A 17,183-nucleotide genomic window follows, 5' to 3' on the forward strand; every position below is an offset into this window, starting at 1 on the left:
GAGTGAAATTTTCCGGACGCCCGTGACAAGACACACGCAAATCAATCACTTAGAAAGGCTGTTTGGCGGAATAACTTGCCAGGCGGCTTTTTTTCCCGTACTATCCGGCCTCTTGAAGTTTCAGCCGGGCTTCTTCGTTGTTCTCCCCCTGCAGTTAGCAGTTCACGCCTTTGCCCCGCTCAAACAGAGTTTCATCGTCCCTGACCGCTATTTTAGGCTTCGACCACGGAATGCTCCTTTTCCGGACCGCTGTTCGCCGCTTGCTTGGTTAGTGCCGATGAGTCGGGTGACCCGATTTTGAAGATGGTCACCGCATCCCGCCTATACCAGGCCAAGTGACGCCGGACATGCCGGCACTGAAAGGACATCATGCATTTTGCTGATCTGGGCCTCGCCCCCGCTATTACCTCCGCTCTCGACGCTGCCGGCTACACCACCCCGACTCCGGTTCAGGCCGCCTCGATCCCGGCCGCGCTGGCTGGCCACGATCTGCTGGTTTCGGCGCAGACCGGTAGCGGCAAAACCGCCGCTTTCCTGCTGCCCTCGCTGCAGAAGCTGACCGAACGCTCCACCGGCTCGGGCCAGGGCCCGCGCATCCTGGTGCTGACCCCGACCCGCGAACTGGCCCAGCAGGTTGAAAAGAACGCCACCGAATACGGCAGCCAACTGCGCTGGCTGCGTACCGTGTGCCTGGTCGGCGGCGCCTCCTTCGGCTACCAGATCCGCGCCATGGCGCGCCCGGTTGACATCATGGTTGCCACCCCGGGCCGCCTGATGGACCACATGCGTTCCGGCCGTATCGATTTCTCGCGCCTGGAAATGCTGATCCTGGACGAAGCCGACCGCATGCTCGACATGGGCTTCATCGAAGACATCGAAACCATCGTCAAGGCCACCCCGGACAGCCGCCAGACCGTGCTGTTCTCGGCCACGCTGGACGGCACCGTCGGCAAGCTGGCACAGAAGCTGACCCGCGACCCGCAGCGTATCGAAATCGCCCGCGAAGAAACCGGCGGCAACATCGAAGAACACCTGCTGTACGCCGACGACAACCGTCACAAAGAGCGTCTGCTCGACCACATCCTGAAGGAAGCCGGCTTCGACCAGGCGGTGATCTTCACCGCCACCAAGATCGGTTCCGAAGAGCTGGCCGACAAGCTGTCGGACCAGGGCTACGCTGCCGCCTGCCTGCACGGCGACATGCCGCAGAACTGGCGTAACCGCACCCTGAACGACCTGCGTCGCGGCCGCGTGCGCATCCTGGTGGCCACCGATGTTGCTGCGCGCGGCATCGACGTGCCGACCATCACCCACGTGGTCAACTACGACCTGCCGAAGCAGGCCGAAGACTACGTGCACCGTATCGGTCGTACCGGTCGTGCCGGTCGTGACGGCGTGGCGATCACCCTGGCCGAGTCCAAGGAATTCCACAAGGTGCGCCGCATCGAGCAGTACCTGAAGCGCCAGATCACCGAAGGCGTGATCGAAGGCATGGAACCGACCCGTCGCCCGCCGAAGGGTGGCCCGCGCCGCGCCGGCAGCGGCAAGCCGGGTGAGCGTCGTGGCGGCGGCTACGGCGGTAACAACCGCAAGCCGGGTGGCAGCGGTGGCTACGGTAACCGTGGTCCGCGCCAAGGTGGCAGCGGCGGCGGCTACGGCAACCGCACCACTCGCGCCGCCGACTAAGCGGCAGCAATGAAAAATGGCGACCTCGGTCGCCATTTTTCTTGCCTGTCGTTCCGGCTCGCACTTTTCTTATCTTCGCTCAAGGATGCGTCGCCTTGCTACGGGCATCCTGCCAACTGTTCACCCACATGACAGGACCCCAACCATGAGCGAATTGCCGGTACTCGACAACAACGTCTTCCCTTTCGACGCGCGCGGCGTAGCCAAGCGTTTCCGTCATGCCGCCATTTTCGGCGCCATCGAATCGCTGTACGACGGCGACACCATGCGCTTCATCAACGATCACGATCCGCTGCCGCTGCTGGACCAATTGCGTCAGCGCTACGGCCACCAGCTGACCTTCAGCTACGTCGCCCGCGAGCCAGGCAACATCGTTATCGATTTCAAGGTGCAGTTGGGTGAGCAGGCGGCCGACGGCCAGCAGCAAGCCGTAAGTGAAGCGCCGGCCCAGGGCGGCGGTTGCGGCGGCGGCGGCGGTGGCTGCGGCTGCTCCGGCCACTAAGCCCAGCACCGACACACCATGACGCCGGTCCCGCTTGTGCGGGGCCGGCGTTTTTTTGTGCCCTGCGTCACGGACGCCGAGCAAAGCTCAGGCGGCCGCGACGAGTACCGGCAGTTCGGCCAGCCCGTACTTCCTCCGCGCCCTGTTGCACGCCTCGGTATAGGCCTCGAACTCACGGCAGGTCGACGAGCGCTGCGGGTAGATAGCGCAGCCGACCTCGCGACCAACCTCGCCCGGCAAGGCCACACAACGCGGTGAATCGGACCAGGTGCCGCGCATGCAACGGCGAAAATCGTTGATTTTTTCGGTGAGAGGCAGCGGGACCGGACCGCCGCCGTCATCGGCTTCGGCCCAGTAGAACGAGGCGCGGAAGGCGGCGCAACAGGCGCCGCAACGCAGACACGGATTGCTCTTTTCGCTCATGATGGCAAAAGAAAAACAAAACGCACCAGGCGGCACCTTGCCGCCGCTGAAACGGCCCGCAATGTGGGAGGACAGGATTTTTCCGCAACGCCAGAACACCGTCAAGCAGAGCCCCTGAAGGCACCCATCGTCCCGACGCCCCGGTCGGCACGGCATGGTGGCCGTTACAGTGGTGTCGGCCTGGTTCGCGGCTTCGATGCCGAGTCCCCTCCTCCGTCGCCAACCGTGCGCTGCCGCTATCGCCCTTCAAACCGACACCGCAGGCCGGGACGCCCGCCGATCCGCATCGCCAGAGGCGAGCACGCCACCGCTCGCCTCAGCCACGGCAATGTAGCCCCGCCGACACAGTGGCCACCGGATAATTTATGAAGCGCCGTTAACACTTTGCCCCCTCTTCGTATCCGTCCGACAGTGCCCTTTCCCCTCGCCACGATACGGCATAATCCTTTCAGGACAAGGACTTGCCATGTCCCGGCGCCATGAGCGGCACGACCCCGAAGCCGGCCCCTCACCCCTCCCGCGTCACCATCCTCCGGTACTAAACATTTGCTAACAGTTTGCCGCCCCACGGCCTCCGGGGAGTGCCTACACTAGGCTCATCAACACACGGGAGAACGATCATGCTGCTGAAGAAATGGATTGCCGTACTGTCGCTGGGGCTCGCGGCCACCGCCGCCCAGGCACATTCCGACGCCGTCTTGGGTGGTGCGCTCGGTGGTGCAGCCGGCGCCGTCATCGGCTCGTCCATCGGCGGGCGTGACGGAGCCATCGTCGGCGGTGCCTTGGGTGCCGCGACCGGGGTCGCCATCAGCCAGCGCCCCTACTACTACGAGCCGGCACCCGTGGTTTATGCCCCGCCGCGTCAGGTGGTGGTCGAGGAACCGGTCTACGTCCGCCCGCGCCCGGTCATCATCGAACGCGAGCGCTACGTGGATTACGGCCCGGGCCCGTACTGGGCAGGCCGCCCGGAATGGCGGCATCACGGCTGGAAGCATCGCGGCTGGGAACGCCGCGGCTGGGACGACTGATCACTGACTGACGCCCCCCCAAGAACAAGGCGGTGCCCTGCGGCGCCGCCTTTTTGCTGCCTAGGGTACCCTATCACCCCCAGCGCTTGCCCAACAGCTCCAGGCCGGCGCGGTTGAGATCGGCCGGCGTCATCGCAAAACGGAATTCGCAATCTGCCTCGAACTGCAGGAAGAACGGTTCGGCATAGCGCGGAATCTCGCTCGACTCGTTGACGTTGATCACCGCAACGACGGTACGCAGACCGTTCTGTTCGGTGAAGTAGATCGCCTCGGGTTTCAGTTCGTCCACGATCTGCGCAATGATCTCGGCGGCCCGCCCCTCCCGCACCAACTGGTTGAACGGTTCGTGGGGAATATGCGCCATCATCAGCATCTTCATGATTTTTCTCCTGCCCCGGCGGCCCAACCGGGGACTCGCGTTTGAAGGGAAAGCAACTGCCCCGCATCCCCGCTCAGGCAACGATGGGGGCATGGCCAGGCCCCCGACATTGGCCGACGCAGCACCTGGCAAGGCCGTCTTTCTCCATCATAATCAATGACAAGGAGCGGCGCCGCCCGTTCGGCCTGCCCTCCTCAGGAGAATCCGCCATGCCTCTGCGCTCCATCCTCGCCGCACTGCTGCTGGGCCTCGTCAGCCTCGCTTCGGCCACCCCCTATCCCAGCCAGCTTTATCCCTTGCAGTTGACCCAACTGGCGCGCGGGCTGAACCACCCCTGGTCGCTGGCCTTTCTGCCCGACGGACGAATGCTGCTCACCGAGCGCGCCGGTCGCCTGCGCCTGCTCGATGCCCAAGGCCGGCTCGACCCGCAGCCGGTGGAGGGCGTGCCGCCAGTGGTGGCCATCGGCCAGGGCGGGCTGTTCGACGTGCTGCCGCACCCGCGCTTCGCGGACAACCACCTGATCTACCTCAGCTACGCCGGCGGTACGCCCGAAGCCAGCAGCACCGAGATCGCCCGCGCCCAACTCGACGGCCACGCGCTACGCGACCTCCAAGTGATCTTCCGCCAACTGCCGCGTTCCGATTCCGACCACCATTACGGCGGCCGGCTGCTGTTTGATCGCGCCGGCAAACTCTACCTGTCACTGGGCGACCGCGGCGAGGACGCCCGCGCCCAACGCCACAACGATCACGCCGGCTCGGTCATTCGCCTCAATGACGATGGCAGCGTGCCGCCCGACAATCCCTGGGTCGGTCATCCCGGCTGGAAGCCGGAAAAATTCACCCTCGGCCACCGCAATCAGCAAGGCATGGCGCTCAACCCGCGTAGCGGCGCCATCTGGACCCACGAGCACGGCCCGCAGGGCGGCGACGAGGTCAACGTGATCCGCGCCGGCGCCAACTACGGCTGGCCGGTAATCACCTACGGCAAGACCTACGGCCTGGGCCTGCCGATCGGCGAAGGCACGCACAAAGCCGGCATGGAACAGCCGCAGAAGGTATGGGTGCCGTCGATCGCCCCGTCCGGCATGGCGTTCTACCAGGGGAAACCGTTCGCGCGCTGGCAGGGCGACCTGTTGATCGGCGCTTTGAAGGGGGAGATGCTGGTGCGGCTGAAACTGGACGGCGACAAGGTGGTAGCAGAAGAGCGCATGCTGAAGGGCGTGCTGGGGCGCATCCGCGACGTGCGCGTCGGCCCGGACGGCCTGGTCTACCTGCTCACCGACGAGGACGACGGCCAGCTGGTGCGGATCAGCCCGGCGCCTACGCGCTGAGTCGCCGGCCATGCCATGATCGGACTGGACGGCAACGCCGGGTAGCGGCTCGCCACGACCCGCAGCCCCGAGCGGTGTGCGTCAGAACCGTTCGTGCTCGGTGAGGTAGCGCCACTGCCCCTGCTCCAGATCGCCCAGCGCGATGCGGCCGATGCGGATGCGCCTCACCGCCGTCACGCGCAGGCCGACCAGCTCGGCCATGCGGCGGATCTGGCGCCGCACCGGATCACGCAACACGAAGCGCAGCTGGCTATCGCTCTGGCGGCTGACCCTGACCGGCTTGAGCGCTTCGCCGTCCAGGCCCAGGCCATGGCGCAGCTGCTCGAGCATGGCATCGCTGACCTCACCCTCGACCCACACCAGGAACTCCTGTTCGAAGTCGGCTGCCTTGGCCATCAGCGCTCGCGCAATGCGGCCATCCTGGGTCAGCACCAAGAGGCCGGACGAATCGACGTCGAGCTTGCCCGCCGGCGCCAGGTAATTGAGATGTTTCTTCAGGAAGGTATAGCCGGAACGGTCCCTGGGCGAACGGGTCTCCGGCTTGATCAACTGCCACGCCGGGCGCTCGCCGGCCTCCGACGGACCGGAGCCGTAGCCCACCGGCTTGTTGAGCAGGAAGGTGACGCGCTCGGCCTGCAGCGCCATCGCCTGGCGCGTCAGCTCGATGGTCTGCTCCGGGCGCACCCGGCTGCCCAATACGTTCACCACCACGCCGTCGACCTTGACCAGCCCCATCTCGATGAATTCGTCGGCCTCGCGGCGCGAGCACAGGCCCAGTTCGGTCATGCGTTTGGACAGGCGGACGGTATCGCTCATGGCAGGGGCTTCGTGGTTGGATGGAAAGGAGCGCGATTATCGCGCTTTTTGGCGCGGCGCGCGCGGCGAATCTTCGGCCAACCTTGAGGCCGGCCACAAAAAAACCCGGCGGGATCGCTCCGGCCGGGCTTCTCTGAAACGGCGACTGACCAAATCAGCCCTTGACCACCGCCGCGATGGCATCGGCCACGTAGTCGATGTTCTTGCTGTTGAGCGCAGCCAGGCAGATACGGCCGGTGGACACGGCGTAGATGCCGAACTCGTTCTTCAGACGCTCGACCTGCTCAACGGTCAGACCGGTGTAGGAGAACATGCCGCGCTGCTTGATCACGAACGAGAAATCCTGGGCCACGCCCTTGGCCTGCAGCTTCTCGACCAGGCTCGAGCGCATGGCGCGGATGCGGTCACGCATGCCGGCCAGTTCGTCTTCCCACTGCTGACGCAGTTCCGGGCTCGACAGCACGGCCGCCACGATGGCGCCGCCATGGATCGGCGGGTTGGAGTAGTTGGTGCGGATCACGCGCTTGAGCTGGGACATCACGCGGCCGGCTTCTTCCTTGGACGCGGTCACGATCGACAGCGCGCCGACGCGCTCGCCGTACAGCGAGAAGCTCTTGGAGAACGAGCTCGACACGAAGAACTGCAGGCCGGAAGCCGAGAACAGGCGTACCGCCACGGCGTCGGCGTCGATACCGTCGGCAAAACCCTGGTAGGCCATGTCGAGGAACGGCACCAGGCCGCGGGCACGGCAGGCTTCCACTACCTCCGCCCACTGCGCGTCGCTCATGTCGGCGCCGGTCGGGTTGTGGCAGCAGGCGTGCAGCACGATCACGGAGCCCGCGTCCAGACCCAGCAGGAACTCCTTCATCGCGGCGAAGTTCACGCCACGGGTGGCCGCGTCGTAGTACGGGTAGTTTTCCACCACGAAACCGGCGGACTCGAACAGCGCACGGTGGTTTTCCCAGCTCGGGTCGCTGATGTAGACCTTGGACGACGCGTTCAGACGCTTCAAGAAGTCGGCACCGATCTTCAGGGCACCGGTACCGCCCAGCGCTTCGGCGGTCACCACGCGGCCGCTCTCGGCCAGCTCGCTGCCGGCGCCGAACAGCAGGTTCTGCACGGCCTGGGCGTAAGCGGCCGGACCTTCGATCGGCTGGTAGCCGCGCGGCGGCATGGCTTCCAGGCGGGCCTTCTCGGCGGCCTTGACGGCGGCCAGAAGCGGAATCTTGCCGTTGTCGTCGTAGTAAACGCCCACGCCCAGGTTTACCTTGGTGGCACGGGTGTCAGCGTTGAAGGCTTCGTTCAGGCCGAGAATGGGGTCGCGCGGCGCCATTTCCACGGCGGCGAAGATCGAAGTGGTCATCAGGGGCTCCATGAGTATTGCCGATTGCGGCAACGTCACCGGGTCTGTGCAGGAGGCCGGTCGACGCTGCGGGGGATAAAAACGAAATCCCACAGAGTTTACCACGCCGCCGCCGCGATAGAACGCCGTCGGGCAGGCAAATCGCGACGGCAAACGTCAGAAAATGGCTCCTGGCAAGGACACGGCGCCAGGCTCACCACGCTCACGGCTCACCCCGCCGCCTTTTTGTGACGCCAGACCGCGATCAGCGCTCCCAGCTTTGCCCGGCGCGGCAGGCGTTCGTCCGACAGCGCCTCGAGGAAGTCCGACAGGCGTTTCGATTTCACCACGGTATAGAGTGTCAGCCAGGTGGTCGGAATCAGCGTCAGCAGGAAATACCACACCCTGAGCGGGAACGGACTGTCCGCTGCGGCCAGCAGGTTCATGCCGAGAAAACCGGTGGTGATCGAACCGATCAGGCCGAAGGTGGTAACGATGGTCAGCCGCACCACGGTATTGGCCTGACGGCGCAGACTGTCGCTGTCGAGGTATTCGCTCATCTCGCGGATCTCGTCGCGCACCTCGTCGAACAAGGCGGCGGTGCCGAGATGATCGGTGCACATGCGGAACAAGGCTCGCGACTGCGCCAGGTCCGACAGCTCGTGGAACCAGTAGCGGTGGGTAAAGCGCAGGAAAATCTCGAACAGCTGGCGGATCACCCGCTTGAATTCCTTGACCGATTCCGCGTGATGGATGTCGAGCCGGTTGAGCGCCTCGACCAGCCGGTCCGAAAACATCAGCAGGCTCGCCTTCTGGAAATGCGCGATCAGAAACAGCAGGAAATACTGGTGCCGGAACTGCGCCAACAGCCCGGTCTCCACGCCGGTAAACACCGGCGAGGCCGCATCGCCGACCATCACCAGGGCATGGCCACAGCACAAAAACCGCGTCGGCGGACCGTCCACCCGGTCCCCCCAATAACGGTCGTAGCAATAGCGCTGCTCGAAGTCGGCAACGTGCCGGTCGGCGTACGGCAAGCCCGACTGCTCACTGGCCGCGGTGAGCAACCCCAGGCGGATGAAGTCGCTGCGCGACAAGGCGCGAGGATCGTCCAGCGCCAGGTAGGCGATCACCGGCATGCGGTAATACTCGAGCTGGCGGTAACGGATCAGGCCGGGTTCGTCGGCGTGGTCCAGCACCAGCGGCCGCAGCAGGAAATCCCAATGCGCCGCGATGCACGGCGCCCGATGGCGGCCGACGAAGGACAGGTACTTGTCGCGCTTCTCGAAGTCGGACGCCGCCAGCGTGCCGCCATCCGCCCCCAGCCACTCTACGCGGTGCAGACAGTGCATACCCTGCCCTGATTCGTCCCAGCCGGCCGGATAAGCCCGGCCGAACCGGTACAACGTGTCCTGAGCCTGGAACAACGTCAGGTCGTCGCCGGCCACCTCGACCACCAGTTGCACCACATCGATATCGAAGAAAAAATGCAGATCGACCCGCGCCACCTGCAACGTCAACGGTGCGCTACCCGGCTCCGGCACAAGCCGCACCGCGGCGATGTCACGGCGACGGAACACCCGCATCGGCGAGGCACCAGCGACGCGGCTCTGGCGCGCGGTGCGGCTCTCACCGTACAGAAAGCGCTGAACATGCGGCAGAAAGGTGATGAACTCGTGGTACTGCTGGGCATGAAACCGCGCCGGATCGTCGGGGAAAACGTCGTCGATCTCGTGCCAGGGGTTGTCGGCGCCGCTTTGCTGCAGCAGCTCCCAGTGCTTCTGGATCTGGCTGCCGGCGTGGATCGGCATCAGTTGCAGCGGCCACACCAGAATCTGGCGGAAATGGCGTACCCGTTTTTCGGTGGGGGAATGGGCTTCTGGCATCGCGAGTTCCAGTGCGGGGTATCGTCGTCACAGACAGCGACATCGCACTCCCTGACAAAGATCAGCGGGTGACATGTCGAATCGATAAAACCTAACACAAGCCGGCCTGGTTTTCATAGCGCGCCAGGGAACAGCTTCCTGCCGCAAGACAAGCGCCATGCAATACCGCCGCGCGCAGATGCCATTAGCTCCGTTTAAAAGTCCAACAAATACAACAAATGCATAAATTTATATTGCATCAATTTATACTTACGATAACCATACAGCATAAACAATTCGATTGTACTGCAAGCTCACTTTGGTGGCAGCCGCCGCCAAGGCAATCTACAGGAGGAAAAGCATGGATGCATACATGGGCACGATCACGGTCTTCGGCTTCAACTACGCCCCCCAAGATTGGGCGCTATGCCAAGGCCAAACCTATCAGGTCTCGCAATATGAAGCACTGTACTCCTTGCTTGGCACCCTCTACGGCGGCACTGCTTCGCAAAATTTCAAGCTACCCAACCTGACTGGCCGCATGCCCATCGGCACCGGACCCGCCCAGCCAACCTACAACCTGCCCGCCTATAATCCTGGCCAGTTCGGCGGCACCCAGAATGTCGCGCTGAGCGTCGCCAATCTGCCTGCGCACTCCCACACCGCCACCTCGATGGCCGTGACCTTCCACGCCGCCGGCACACCGACGCCAGCCACCCCGGCCAGTACGCCTAGTGCCTCCAACCCCTACTTGGGTGCCTCCGGCGGCGGTACGGGTCTGGCAAATATCTGGTCCTCCGCCCTGAACAATCCCGTCAGCGTTCAGGGGCTTTCCGCGACAGGTAACACCGACCTTACCGGCGGCAACTCACCGGTGAGCGTGCTCAACCCCTTCCTCGCGCTCAATTTCTGTATTGCTATCAACGGACTCTATCCGGTCCGTCCCTGAACCCACGACAACACGCCAACAGCGGGCAGAAGGCAGCACGCGCCATGCCCGCTGTTTTGAACTGAAAGATTCCGTCATGCTGGCAACCTTATGCGCCGACGACTTCATTGGTCTGGTCGGCCAATACTGCTCCTTCCAGAGCGAACACCACCCGGAACTGACATTGCAGATCCAGGCCGTCAAACTGAGACCCCAAGCTCAAACGCCCAGTGCGACTTCGCGCCGTACACCTTTCGTCGTGGAACTGGCGGCCTCTCCAAACACCACCGTGGTCGATGCGGTCGGCCGCCTCACCCTGCCAGGGCATGGCACTGTTGAAACACGCCAGCTGGATTTGGTCTGGATCGGCCGGGTGATCCCGGCCGGACGCGATCCCTCTCTGGCCTACTTCCAGCTGCCATTCAACTGAACAGCCTCCCCTGCGCGGCCTTGCGAGAAGCCTGCATCGGGGTACCACACGAGCTTGTCGGCGATATCCCCCGCCTCTTCCAGGACAAAACCGAGCTGTTGATAGAGCCGCCGAGCCTGAACATTGCTGTGCCATACCACCACGGCCAGAGGAGCGCGTACCTCTCTGGCCGCTTGCTGCAAACCCGTCAGCACCTGTTTCCCATACCCCAGACCACGTACGTCGGGCAACAGAGTCAGAAAGATGATGCGAATCTCGTTATGGCCAAAATCCACCATCACCACGCCGATCCGGGAAAGCGTCTTTTCAATGATGAAATGCATCGCATTGGGATAGTTGTTGCCCGCCCCTTGAAGTAATACCTGGTACTGCTGCTCCTGTACGGTCCGGATCAGGTCGTCTTCACCATCGATCAATTGCAGATCGGGTCGTGCGTTGCGATACAACTGCGCTATGAAGGCGGCATCGCTTTGTCTGGCCGGCCGCAGAGTCAGTCCCTGCGCCAGTGAAGATGAGTTCAAGATAGTCGTCACTGCCCGCTCCTTTTCTAGTTCAATCCCATTGCAGAAAGCCGGGCATTCCGGGCATCGTCAACCTGACAGTCGCACGCCAGCCCTCTTCCGATTGGCCCTGACAACCAGCCCACGCAACACCGCCACGCTTCGCCATAGCTCTGCGGCCTTCCTGCCTAGCGCTACAATCCAGCCTCACGCTGCACCGCAGCCAGCAGATAACGAATCATGCGGCCCAACATACTGTGACGTTCACCTTGCAAGCGTGCCACACCGGCCATTTCCCTCAACGGAGCTGCTTGGCCGTCGCAATGCTCCAAACGCACCCGGAAGGTTGTCGACAACAGCGCAAGGCCATGCTCTCGTAACTCGGTCGGAATCGGTCCGCCGTAACTGGAGGCAAGCAAGGGCTGATCCAGTACAGTCAGGTTGAGACGGTCGATCGGCCCCAAACGGCAGGACACGGCCCAATGCTCACCGCCATCGGCGACGAATTTGGCCACCTGCCCCTGTCGTAAACCCGCCAGCGCCGCTTCATCGACAAAGGCCTCGCCCTTGACGCCATGAGGACCGACGACGTCCAGCAAGCGTTCACCTTCGGCAATCATGGTCCCGACCTGTAACGCCTCGCTGCTATCCACCACTCTGCCGGCAAATGGGGCGACCAGAGCCAACCGGACCATCTGCTGACGCAAACTCTTGACCTGCTCTTGCGCCACCTGCCATTGCTTTTGCAAAGCCGGCCCTTGTTGCTGCAGCTCGATGTCGAACGGCTGCTGCGACGCCTGCCAGGCCAAGGCACGTTCACGCGCTTCGGCCAAGTCCAACTGTGCCGCCAGGGCAGGGGAGCGCAAGTGGGCCAGCAACTGCCCGGCCTTGACGGCTTGCCCCTCCCGCACCCACACCTTATCTACCTCCGCCGCGGCCGGCGCATACAAGCCCTGAGATTGCGATGCTCCCAAGACCGCCGGGCTGGATACATCGGACTGCCAGGGCAGCACCACCAGCAACAGCAGCATGCCGAACAGCGCCGCGCTACGCCGGGTCGCCTGCTGCCAGTGCAGTTCCGCACGCCGCCGCCACCAGATCAGCAACTCACCAACGATCGGCCGGATGATGAACCAGCCCAGTTCGACGGCCAGCAGCAGCAAGCCCAGAGCCTTGAAGAACAAGTGGTAGACCAGAAAGGCAATCGACAGGAACAGCACCAGGCGATACAACCAGGTGGCCCAGGCGAACAGAATCAAGCCACGCCGTCGATCCTGCGGAAAATACTCCGGCTCCGGGTCATCCAACCCCAGGACCCAGCGACGCAACTGCCAGCGGGCCAATGCAAAGGCCCGGGAATGCAGATTGGGCAGCCCCAGGTAGTCGGATAGCAGGAAATAGCCGTCAAAACGCATGAACGGGCTGGCATTCACGGCAAGTGTCGCGAGCCAAGTCGTGGACGCCAGCAAGAATGCTCCGGCCCGCAAGGGACCATCCGACAAAAAACACCAGAGCAAAGTCGCGATGATCGCCAGCAGCAGTTCCGCCAGCATCCCGGCCCCACCGATCAACAGCCGTTGCCTGCGGGACGGTAATTTCCAGGCATCGTTGGTATCGGTGTACAGCACGGGCACCATCACCAGGAACGCCACTCCCATTGCCGGCACCCGGCAGCCAAAATGCCGTGCGGTCAGCGCATGCCCCATTTCATGCAGCACTTTGGCCAAACTCAACGACAGGCCGATGCCGATGGCGGCACTGACGCCGCCATAAGCGGAAAACGTGTGGGTGAATTCATCCCAACGCCGCGACACCATGGCCAGGGCAAAGATCAGCACTCCCGCCATGGCCCACCAGAACCGGGTCTGGAACAGCCAGCCACACCACGGCAGCAGGCGGTTGAGCAGAGTTTCTGGACGCACCAGCGGAACACGGAAGAACAGGTAGTTTTTCAGCAGCCACATGGCACGGCTTGGACGATTGGCCTCATGCATCTGCCACAGCCAGTGGCTCTGCTCGGCAGAGACCGCCATCAACAGCTGATGCCGCGATAGAAAGTTGATCACCGCCTCGACGTCATCCGGGACCAACTGCAGCGATGTCTCGGCATTGACCGCCGCCACGATCACGTCGACCGACCCGAGGGACCAGCGTGACAATACCTCAAAGCTGGCCCAGCCCAACTGATAGAAGCGATTGGCACAAGGATCGTGCAGGACCCAGCTAGGGGAACCGTCGGCTTGCAGCGAGCCGGCATGCAAGGTCAACTCCTGCCGCAATGGGGGCAAAGTACGGGCCGGCATCTACCACCCCAGCCACTGACGTGCCGCCGTTAGCGGGCGACGCAGCGCGTAGTAGATCAACGGGACCCAGTCGCCATACACCCGGGCAGTACCCATCTGACCAAGCCGTGGCTTGTCACCGCTCACGAAGCGCGCCTGCAAGCGGTAGGCCAACAGCCCTCCTTCTACCGCCTCGGCCTTGTAAGCGACACGGATGATTTCGGCATCGTAGGATTCGATCGGCGAGGCATTGGGATACAACGTCACCTTGGCGCCGGGAGCTACATCAATCGCCTCGGCGGCCGGCAACCAGGCGGCCAACTCGACCATGGTCGGATCGGCCAAGGTCATCACCTTCTCCCCCACCGCGACGGCTTTGCCCTGCCAGTCGTTGCGGTCGGAAAACACCACCACTCCGGCTGCCGGCGCGGTCACATGCAGACGCTGCAGTTCGCGCCCGGTGTAATCGGCGGCAATGCTCTTCTCCTCCAGCTTGGCGCGATCCTGCGCCATCGCCAACTTGCCCTTGTCGTCGGTCACCGCCAACTGGGCACTGGCCCGGAAACTCTCCTGTGCGGCATCGCGTTCGCGCGCAGCCATGGCGTACTGGCCCGACAGCGCCGTGGCATCCAAGTCGAATAACGGCGCCCCCTGGGTGACACGCTGATTCGGCTCCACCGCGATATGGTCGATCACCCCAGCTATGGGTGCGCGCAATAGCAGCGGCTTTTGCGGCACCACTTCCGCCCGCGCCAATACGGTCAGACGTATCGGCAGGCAAACAATCAACAAAGCCACCAGCAACAACTTACGTTGCCGAGAGCCGGGCCGTAGCCACTGCATGGCCTCTTCTCGCCAGTTACGTCGCGGCAAGAAAAGAGACAGAGCATGACCATAGCCATGCGCCAGCTCTTCAGCCAGCTTCACCTCATACTCGCTCCAGGCCGACTCTCTGGCCAGCAACAGCGCCCCCTGCCCTCCCAGACGTAGCCACAGCGCATGCTCGGGAAACCACAAGGACCATTCGGCGGCCAGCCTTTCCGGCAGATCGTCCGCGGACACAACCTGGCTGGACCGGGAGTCCACGACTGTCGCCACATGCCGGAAGACTCCTCCCAACCACTGCATGTAGGGGGCCGTAGGGTCCAGTTCTGCCAGTCCCGACAAGGCACCCACATGGCGGTGCACGCCTTCGCGCCACAAGGCTGCTTGCCGATAGGACAGCAATTGCTGACTTTCGTTGACGACGATGAAACCCAGTTGCGCAACGTTGACCGCTTCCCGCGCACGGTGCAGCAGCTGCAACAGGCTGGCCAGTTCTCGACTTTTGTCTGCGTGCCCCATGCCCACCCTATTTGAAGCTGGCCCAGCCGCTCATGCCCGGCAACAGATTGCCCGCATTGCTGTCGATCACACCCACCGCCAGAATGGACTGGCTGACGGGATCGATCTGCGCGCCGAGACGTTCTATCTTGGCCGGAAAGCTCGTTCCCAGCTCATCGACAGCCACAGTGAAACGGTTGCCGGGTTTCAACGTACTCAACCATTTGGACGGCACCAGCATGCGCAACTCCAACGGTCCGGAATCGACGATATCCAGCACGGGGTTGCCCGGACTGACATATTGATGGACGGCAGCGACACGCCTCGCCACCCGGCCATTGAACGGCGCACTGATCACGCATTTGCCGACAACGGTCTGCATATAACGGGTATCGGCCGCCGCCTCTTTTGCTTTGCCCTCGGCCTGTGTCACCTCCATCACCCCGATGGAGTTGAGTTTTGCCAGTTGATTGTTGACCTTGGCCAACTGGTTGGCGGCCTCCAACGAAGCCTGGGCCTTATTCAACTGAGCCCGATAGCTGCTGCAGTCGAACTCGACCAAGGTTTGGCCGCGCTTGAAACTTCCCCCTTCCGATACCGGCAAGGCCGCAATTCTGGCTGCGACTTCACCCGACAGGGTCACGGCATTGCGGGCCATCAACTGCACTCGGATACGACCATCGCTGGCATTGGTGACCGCAGCGGCGGGCAGCGGCTTGGCTGGCAATGCGGCCGCCATAGCCCCTGCGGTCGCCAACAGAGAAATCCCCATGATCAGGCAACGGCTCATAATGGGTCTCCCGATACCGTGCTCTTCCAGTGGGTTTCCGCCCCTTTGAACGCAGCTGCCAGGGTTGGCAAATCATATCCGGCAGTGCTGTTGGGAAGAGGATCCAGACCCAGGCTCGCCCCCATCAGACCATAAGCATTCTGCAAGTCGCCATAACTCTGATACAACCGCAACGACGAGAACACGGCATTGGCATCGGCCAGAATCGCCGGCAGCCGGCCTTGTGCACCACTGGCTGTCGCGTTGCGGTTTTGCTCATAGATACGCAACTCGACATCGTTCAGCTCTTTTTCCAACGCGAATTGGCGAGTACGCCCCTGAAGGTCGAGGTAGCCAACATGTACCTGGGTCAACACCGCCATGTTCAACGCCATGTGCTGCGCCTTCGCCACTTCCAGCTGCGCTTCGGCCGATCGCGTGATGGGACCGGCACTGAACAAGTTGAGCAGATTCCAGCTGATGCGCAGACCGGCGTCGCTCCACGAGTTGTTGACCAGGAATTTATTGCTGTCGTAATGATGGCCGACGCTAAACTCCAGCCCCGGCAAAAGTTTGGCGATGGCCTTACGAGTTTCTAGTACACCGACACGCTCGTTGTAACGTGCCTCGTTGACCTCGGGCCGATTGAGCAGGGCCATCTCCTCCATCTTATCCAGCGTCAACGCCAGAGTCGGTATTGGCATGTCCGAAGGTACCGCTACTTCGAAATCGGCACCTGGTTGCACATTCATGATGGCGGCCAGCCTGGGTTTGGCCTGGGACAAGGTATTGCGGATCATCCCCATTTGACGAATCACATCCAGCAGCTGACGGCGGTAAGTCAGCGCCTCCAGCGGTGAGCGCAATTTTTGCTGCTCTACCTGACGCGCATCCTCCAATGCCTTATTGGCCTCTTTCAGCAGGGCGTCGATACGGCCTTCCAGCTGCTGTGCTCCAACCGCTTGCCACCACGCTTCGCGCACCTGTTGCATCAGTTGCTGCGCCACCTTGCGCTTGCGCTGCTGCAAGATCAGCACGCGATCCGATTGCTGTTGGGCCGTGTAATAACTGACCCCGAAATCCAGCACATTCCAGCTCAAGTTCAGGTCTGCGGTACGCGTCTGCTTTTCGGTGGAAATGGACGGCACCAGGGATTGTTCACCCGTCGCCACGTTCTGCGAGGACGACGCATTGTCCTTGTCCCGTGCGGTATACCCCGCTGCCAATGCCAGCTTGGGCAGCATATCGAGACTGGACAAGTCCAGCTGCCGTTGCGCCATCGCCTCTTCCATCAGCTTCACGCGGTAATCCAGGTTGTACTTCAGCGCGCGCGCCATGGCCTCCTGCAGGGTGACAGGCCCATTCAACGCCTCCTGAGTCCCGAACATCGCCTGGCGATCAGCCGCCAGCGTCGCCTGCCTCTCTCCCAAGCTCAGTGGTTTGGGAGTGACTGCGCATCCCGTCAAGGCCAGCACCGTCAATGCGGCAAGCAAGCGATAACGACCAGCCGATTCCCTCTGTTTATGTTGTTTTCTCATCCCTGTCCCCTTGTGCTACTGAAATATTGTCTCTGGCG

At 62.8% G+C, this 17,183-nt stretch carries 16 protein-coding genes; 6 read left to right on the forward strand and 10 right to left on the reverse strand.

Annotated elements, in window-relative coordinates:
• The first annotated feature begins 369 nt into the window (after positions 1 to 369).
• Positions 370 to 1,686 (forward strand): DEAD/DEAH box helicase, encoded by a 1,317-nt coding sequence (locus tag NH8B_RS12830; protein WP_014087679.1) that lies wholly within the window; start codon positions 370 to 372, stop codon positions 1,684 to 1,686.
• 145 nt (positions 1,687 to 1,831) lie between these two features.
• On the forward strand, positions 1,832 to 2,188 hold the full coding sequence (locus NH8B_RS12835) for a DUF2249 domain-containing protein (RefSeq protein WP_014087680.1): 357 nt from the start codon (positions 1,832 to 1,834) through the stop codon (positions 2,186 to 2,188).
• Positions 2,189 to 2,275: 87 nt separating this feature from the next.
• On the opposite strand, the gene NH8B_RS12840 is transcribed toward NH8B_RS12835, so the two are convergent.
• Positions 2,276 to 2,710 carry a YkgJ family cysteine cluster protein gene (locus NH8B_RS12840; RefSeq protein WP_232503567.1) on the reverse strand — a complete coding sequence of 145 codons (435 nt, stop codon included), beginning with the start codon at positions 2,708 to 2,710 and terminating at the stop codon, positions 2,276 to 2,278.
• 521 nt (positions 2,711 to 3,231) lie between these two features.
• Between NH8B_RS12840 and NH8B_RS12845 the strand changes: the two genes are divergently transcribed.
• Complete coding sequence (locus NH8B_RS12845; protein ID WP_014087682.1) at positions 3,232 to 3,639, forward strand: YMGG-like glycine zipper-containing protein; 408 nt, start codon at positions 3,232 to 3,234, stop codon at positions 3,637 to 3,639.
• 73 nt (positions 3,640 to 3,712) lie between these two features.
• On the opposite strand, the gene NH8B_RS12850 is transcribed toward NH8B_RS12845, so the two are convergent.
• Positions 3,713 to 4,018 (reverse strand): hypothetical protein, encoded by a 306-nt coding sequence (locus NH8B_RS12850; RefSeq protein ID WP_014087683.1) that lies wholly within the window; start codon positions 4,016 to 4,018, stop codon positions 3,713 to 3,715.
• Positions 4,019 to 4,227: 209 nt separating this feature from the next.
• On the opposite strand from NH8B_RS12850, the gene NH8B_RS12855 reads away from it, so the two are divergent.
• Positions 4,228 to 5,352: a PQQ-dependent sugar dehydrogenase gene (locus tag NH8B_RS12855; RefSeq protein ID WP_014087684.1), complete on the forward strand. Its 1,125-nt coding sequence runs from the start codon at positions 4,228 to 4,230 to the stop codon at positions 5,350 to 5,352.
• A gap of 81 nt (positions 5,353 to 5,433) precedes the next feature.
• Here NH8B_RS12855 and NH8B_RS12860 read toward each other — a convergent pair whose 3' ends face one another.
• The 3 genes from NH8B_RS12860 to NH8B_RS12870 form a co-directional block, all read right to left on the reverse strand.
• Positions 5,434 to 6,168: a pseudouridine synthase gene (locus tag NH8B_RS12860; protein WP_014087685.1), complete on the reverse strand. Its 735-nt coding sequence runs from the start codon at positions 6,166 to 6,168 to the stop codon at positions 5,434 to 5,436.
• A 154-nt stretch (positions 6,169 to 6,322) separates the two neighbouring features.
• The gene (locus NH8B_RS12865) at positions 6,323 to 7,531 is read right to left on the reverse strand and encodes an amino acid aminotransferase (protein ID WP_014087686.1); all 1,209 of its coding nucleotides are present in this window, start codon (positions 7,529 to 7,531) and stop codon (positions 6,323 to 6,325) included.
• A 209-nt stretch (positions 7,532 to 7,740) separates the two neighbouring features.
• Positions 7,741 to 9,396 (reverse strand): hypothetical protein, encoded by a 1,656-nt coding sequence (locus NH8B_RS12870; RefSeq protein WP_014087687.1) that lies wholly within the window; start codon positions 9,394 to 9,396, stop codon positions 7,741 to 7,743.
• Between the two features lie 340 nt (positions 9,397 to 9,736).
• Between NH8B_RS12870 and NH8B_RS12875 the strand changes: the two genes are divergently transcribed.
• Positions 9,737 to 10,324, forward strand: a complete 588-nt coding sequence (locus NH8B_RS12875; RefSeq protein ID WP_008953565.1) for a phage tail protein — start codon at positions 9,737 to 9,739, stop codon at positions 10,322 to 10,324.
• Positions 10,325 to 10,400: 76 nt separating this feature from the next.
• Positions 10,401 to 10,733 carry a hypothetical protein gene (locus tag NH8B_RS12880; RefSeq protein WP_014087688.1) on the forward strand — a complete coding sequence of 111 codons (333 nt, stop codon included), beginning with the start codon at positions 10,401 to 10,403 and terminating at the stop codon, positions 10,731 to 10,733.
• Here the strand turns inward: NH8B_RS12880 and NH8B_RS12885 are convergent.
• The 5 genes from NH8B_RS12885 to NH8B_RS12905 all read right to left on the reverse strand — a co-directional run bounded on the left by NH8B_RS12885 (position 10,709) and on the right by NH8B_RS12905 (position 17,145).
• A complete protein-coding gene (locus NH8B_RS12885) occupies positions 10,709 to 11,266 on the reverse strand; it encodes a GNAT family N-acetyltransferase (protein WP_014087689.1) in 558 nt (185 codons plus the stop codon). The two genes, NH8B_RS12880 and NH8B_RS12885, sit on opposite strands and share 25 nt — an antisense overlap.
• 161 nt (positions 11,267 to 11,427) lie before the next feature.
• Complete coding sequence (locus tag NH8B_RS12890; RefSeq protein WP_232503464.1) at positions 11,428 to 13,536, reverse strand: efflux RND transporter periplasmic adaptor subunit; 2,109 nt, start codon at positions 13,534 to 13,536, stop codon at positions 11,428 to 11,430.
• Positions 13,537 to 14,859 (reverse strand): efflux RND transporter periplasmic adaptor subunit, encoded by a 1,323-nt coding sequence (locus NH8B_RS12895; protein ID WP_014087691.1) that lies wholly within the window; start codon positions 14,857 to 14,859, stop codon positions 13,537 to 13,539.
• A 7-nt stretch (positions 14,860 to 14,866) separates the two neighbouring features.
• Entirely contained in the window at positions 14,867 to 15,628 is a 762-nt protein-coding gene (locus NH8B_RS12900) for an efflux RND transporter periplasmic adaptor subunit (RefSeq protein WP_014087692.1), read from the reverse strand.
• Positions 15,625 to 17,145, reverse strand: a complete 1,521-nt coding sequence (locus NH8B_RS12905; RefSeq protein ID WP_014087693.1) for a TolC family protein — start codon at positions 17,143 to 17,145, stop codon at positions 15,625 to 15,627. Before NH8B_RS12905 ends, NH8B_RS12900 begins: the two co-directional genes overlap by 4 nt.
• Positions 17,146 to 17,183: the final 38 nt, after the last annotated feature.

The organism is Pseudogulbenkiania sp. NH8B (assembly GCF_000283535.1).
Classification (GTDB): domain Bacteria; phylum Pseudomonadota; class Gammaproteobacteria; order Burkholderiales; family Chromobacteriaceae; genus Pseudogulbenkiania; species Pseudogulbenkiania ferrooxidans.

Coding starts and splice junctions, on each gene's coding strand:
- NH8B_RS12835 (WP_014087680.1), top strand. CDS start 1,832: ATGAGCGAATTGCCGGTACTCGACAACAACGTCTTCCCTTTCGACGCG.
- NH8B_RS12860 (WP_014087685.1), bottom strand. CDS start 6,168: ATGAGCGATACCGTCCGCCTGTCCAAACGCATGACCGAACTGGGCCTG.
- NH8B_RS12905 (WP_014087693.1), bottom strand. CDS start 17,145: ATGAGAAAACAACATAAACAGAGGGAATCGGCTGGTCGTTATCGCTTG.
- NH8B_RS12870 (WP_014087687.1), bottom strand. CDS start 9,396: ATGCCAGAAGCCCATTCCCCCACCGAAAAACGGGTACGCCATTTCCGC.
- NH8B_RS12890 (WP_232503464.1), bottom strand. CDS start 13,536: ATGCCGGCCCGTACTTTGCCCCCATTGCGGCAGGAGTTGACCTTGCAT.
- NH8B_RS12865 (WP_014087686.1), bottom strand. CDS start 7,531: ATGACCACTTCGATCTTCGCCGCCGTGGAAATGGCGCCGCGCGACCCC.
- NH8B_RS12895 (WP_014087691.1), bottom strand. CDS start 14,859: ATGGGGCACGCAGACAAAAGTCGAGAACTGGCCAGCCTGTTGCAGCTG.
- NH8B_RS12830 (WP_014087679.1), top strand. CDS start 370: ATGCATTTTGCTGATCTGGGCCTCGCCCCCGCTATTACCTCCGCTCTC.
- NH8B_RS12855 (WP_014087684.1), top strand. CDS start 4,228: ATGCCTCTGCGCTCCATCCTCGCCGCACTGCTGCTGGGCCTCGTCAGC.
- NH8B_RS12900 (WP_014087692.1), bottom strand. CDS start 15,628: ATGAGCCGTTGCCTGATCATGGGGATTTCTCTGTTGGCGACCGCAGGG.
- NH8B_RS12880 (WP_014087688.1), top strand. CDS start 10,401: ATGCTGGCAACCTTATGCGCCGACGACTTCATTGGTCTGGTCGGCCAA.
- NH8B_RS12845 (WP_014087682.1), top strand. CDS start 3,232: ATGCTGCTGAAGAAATGGATTGCCGTACTGTCGCTGGGGCTCGCGGCC.
- NH8B_RS12850 (WP_014087683.1), bottom strand. CDS start 4,018: ATGAAGATGCTGATGATGGCGCATATTCCCCACGAACCGTTCAACCAG.
- NH8B_RS12875 (WP_008953565.1), top strand. CDS start 9,737: ATGGATGCATACATGGGCACGATCACGGTCTTCGGCTTCAACTACGCC.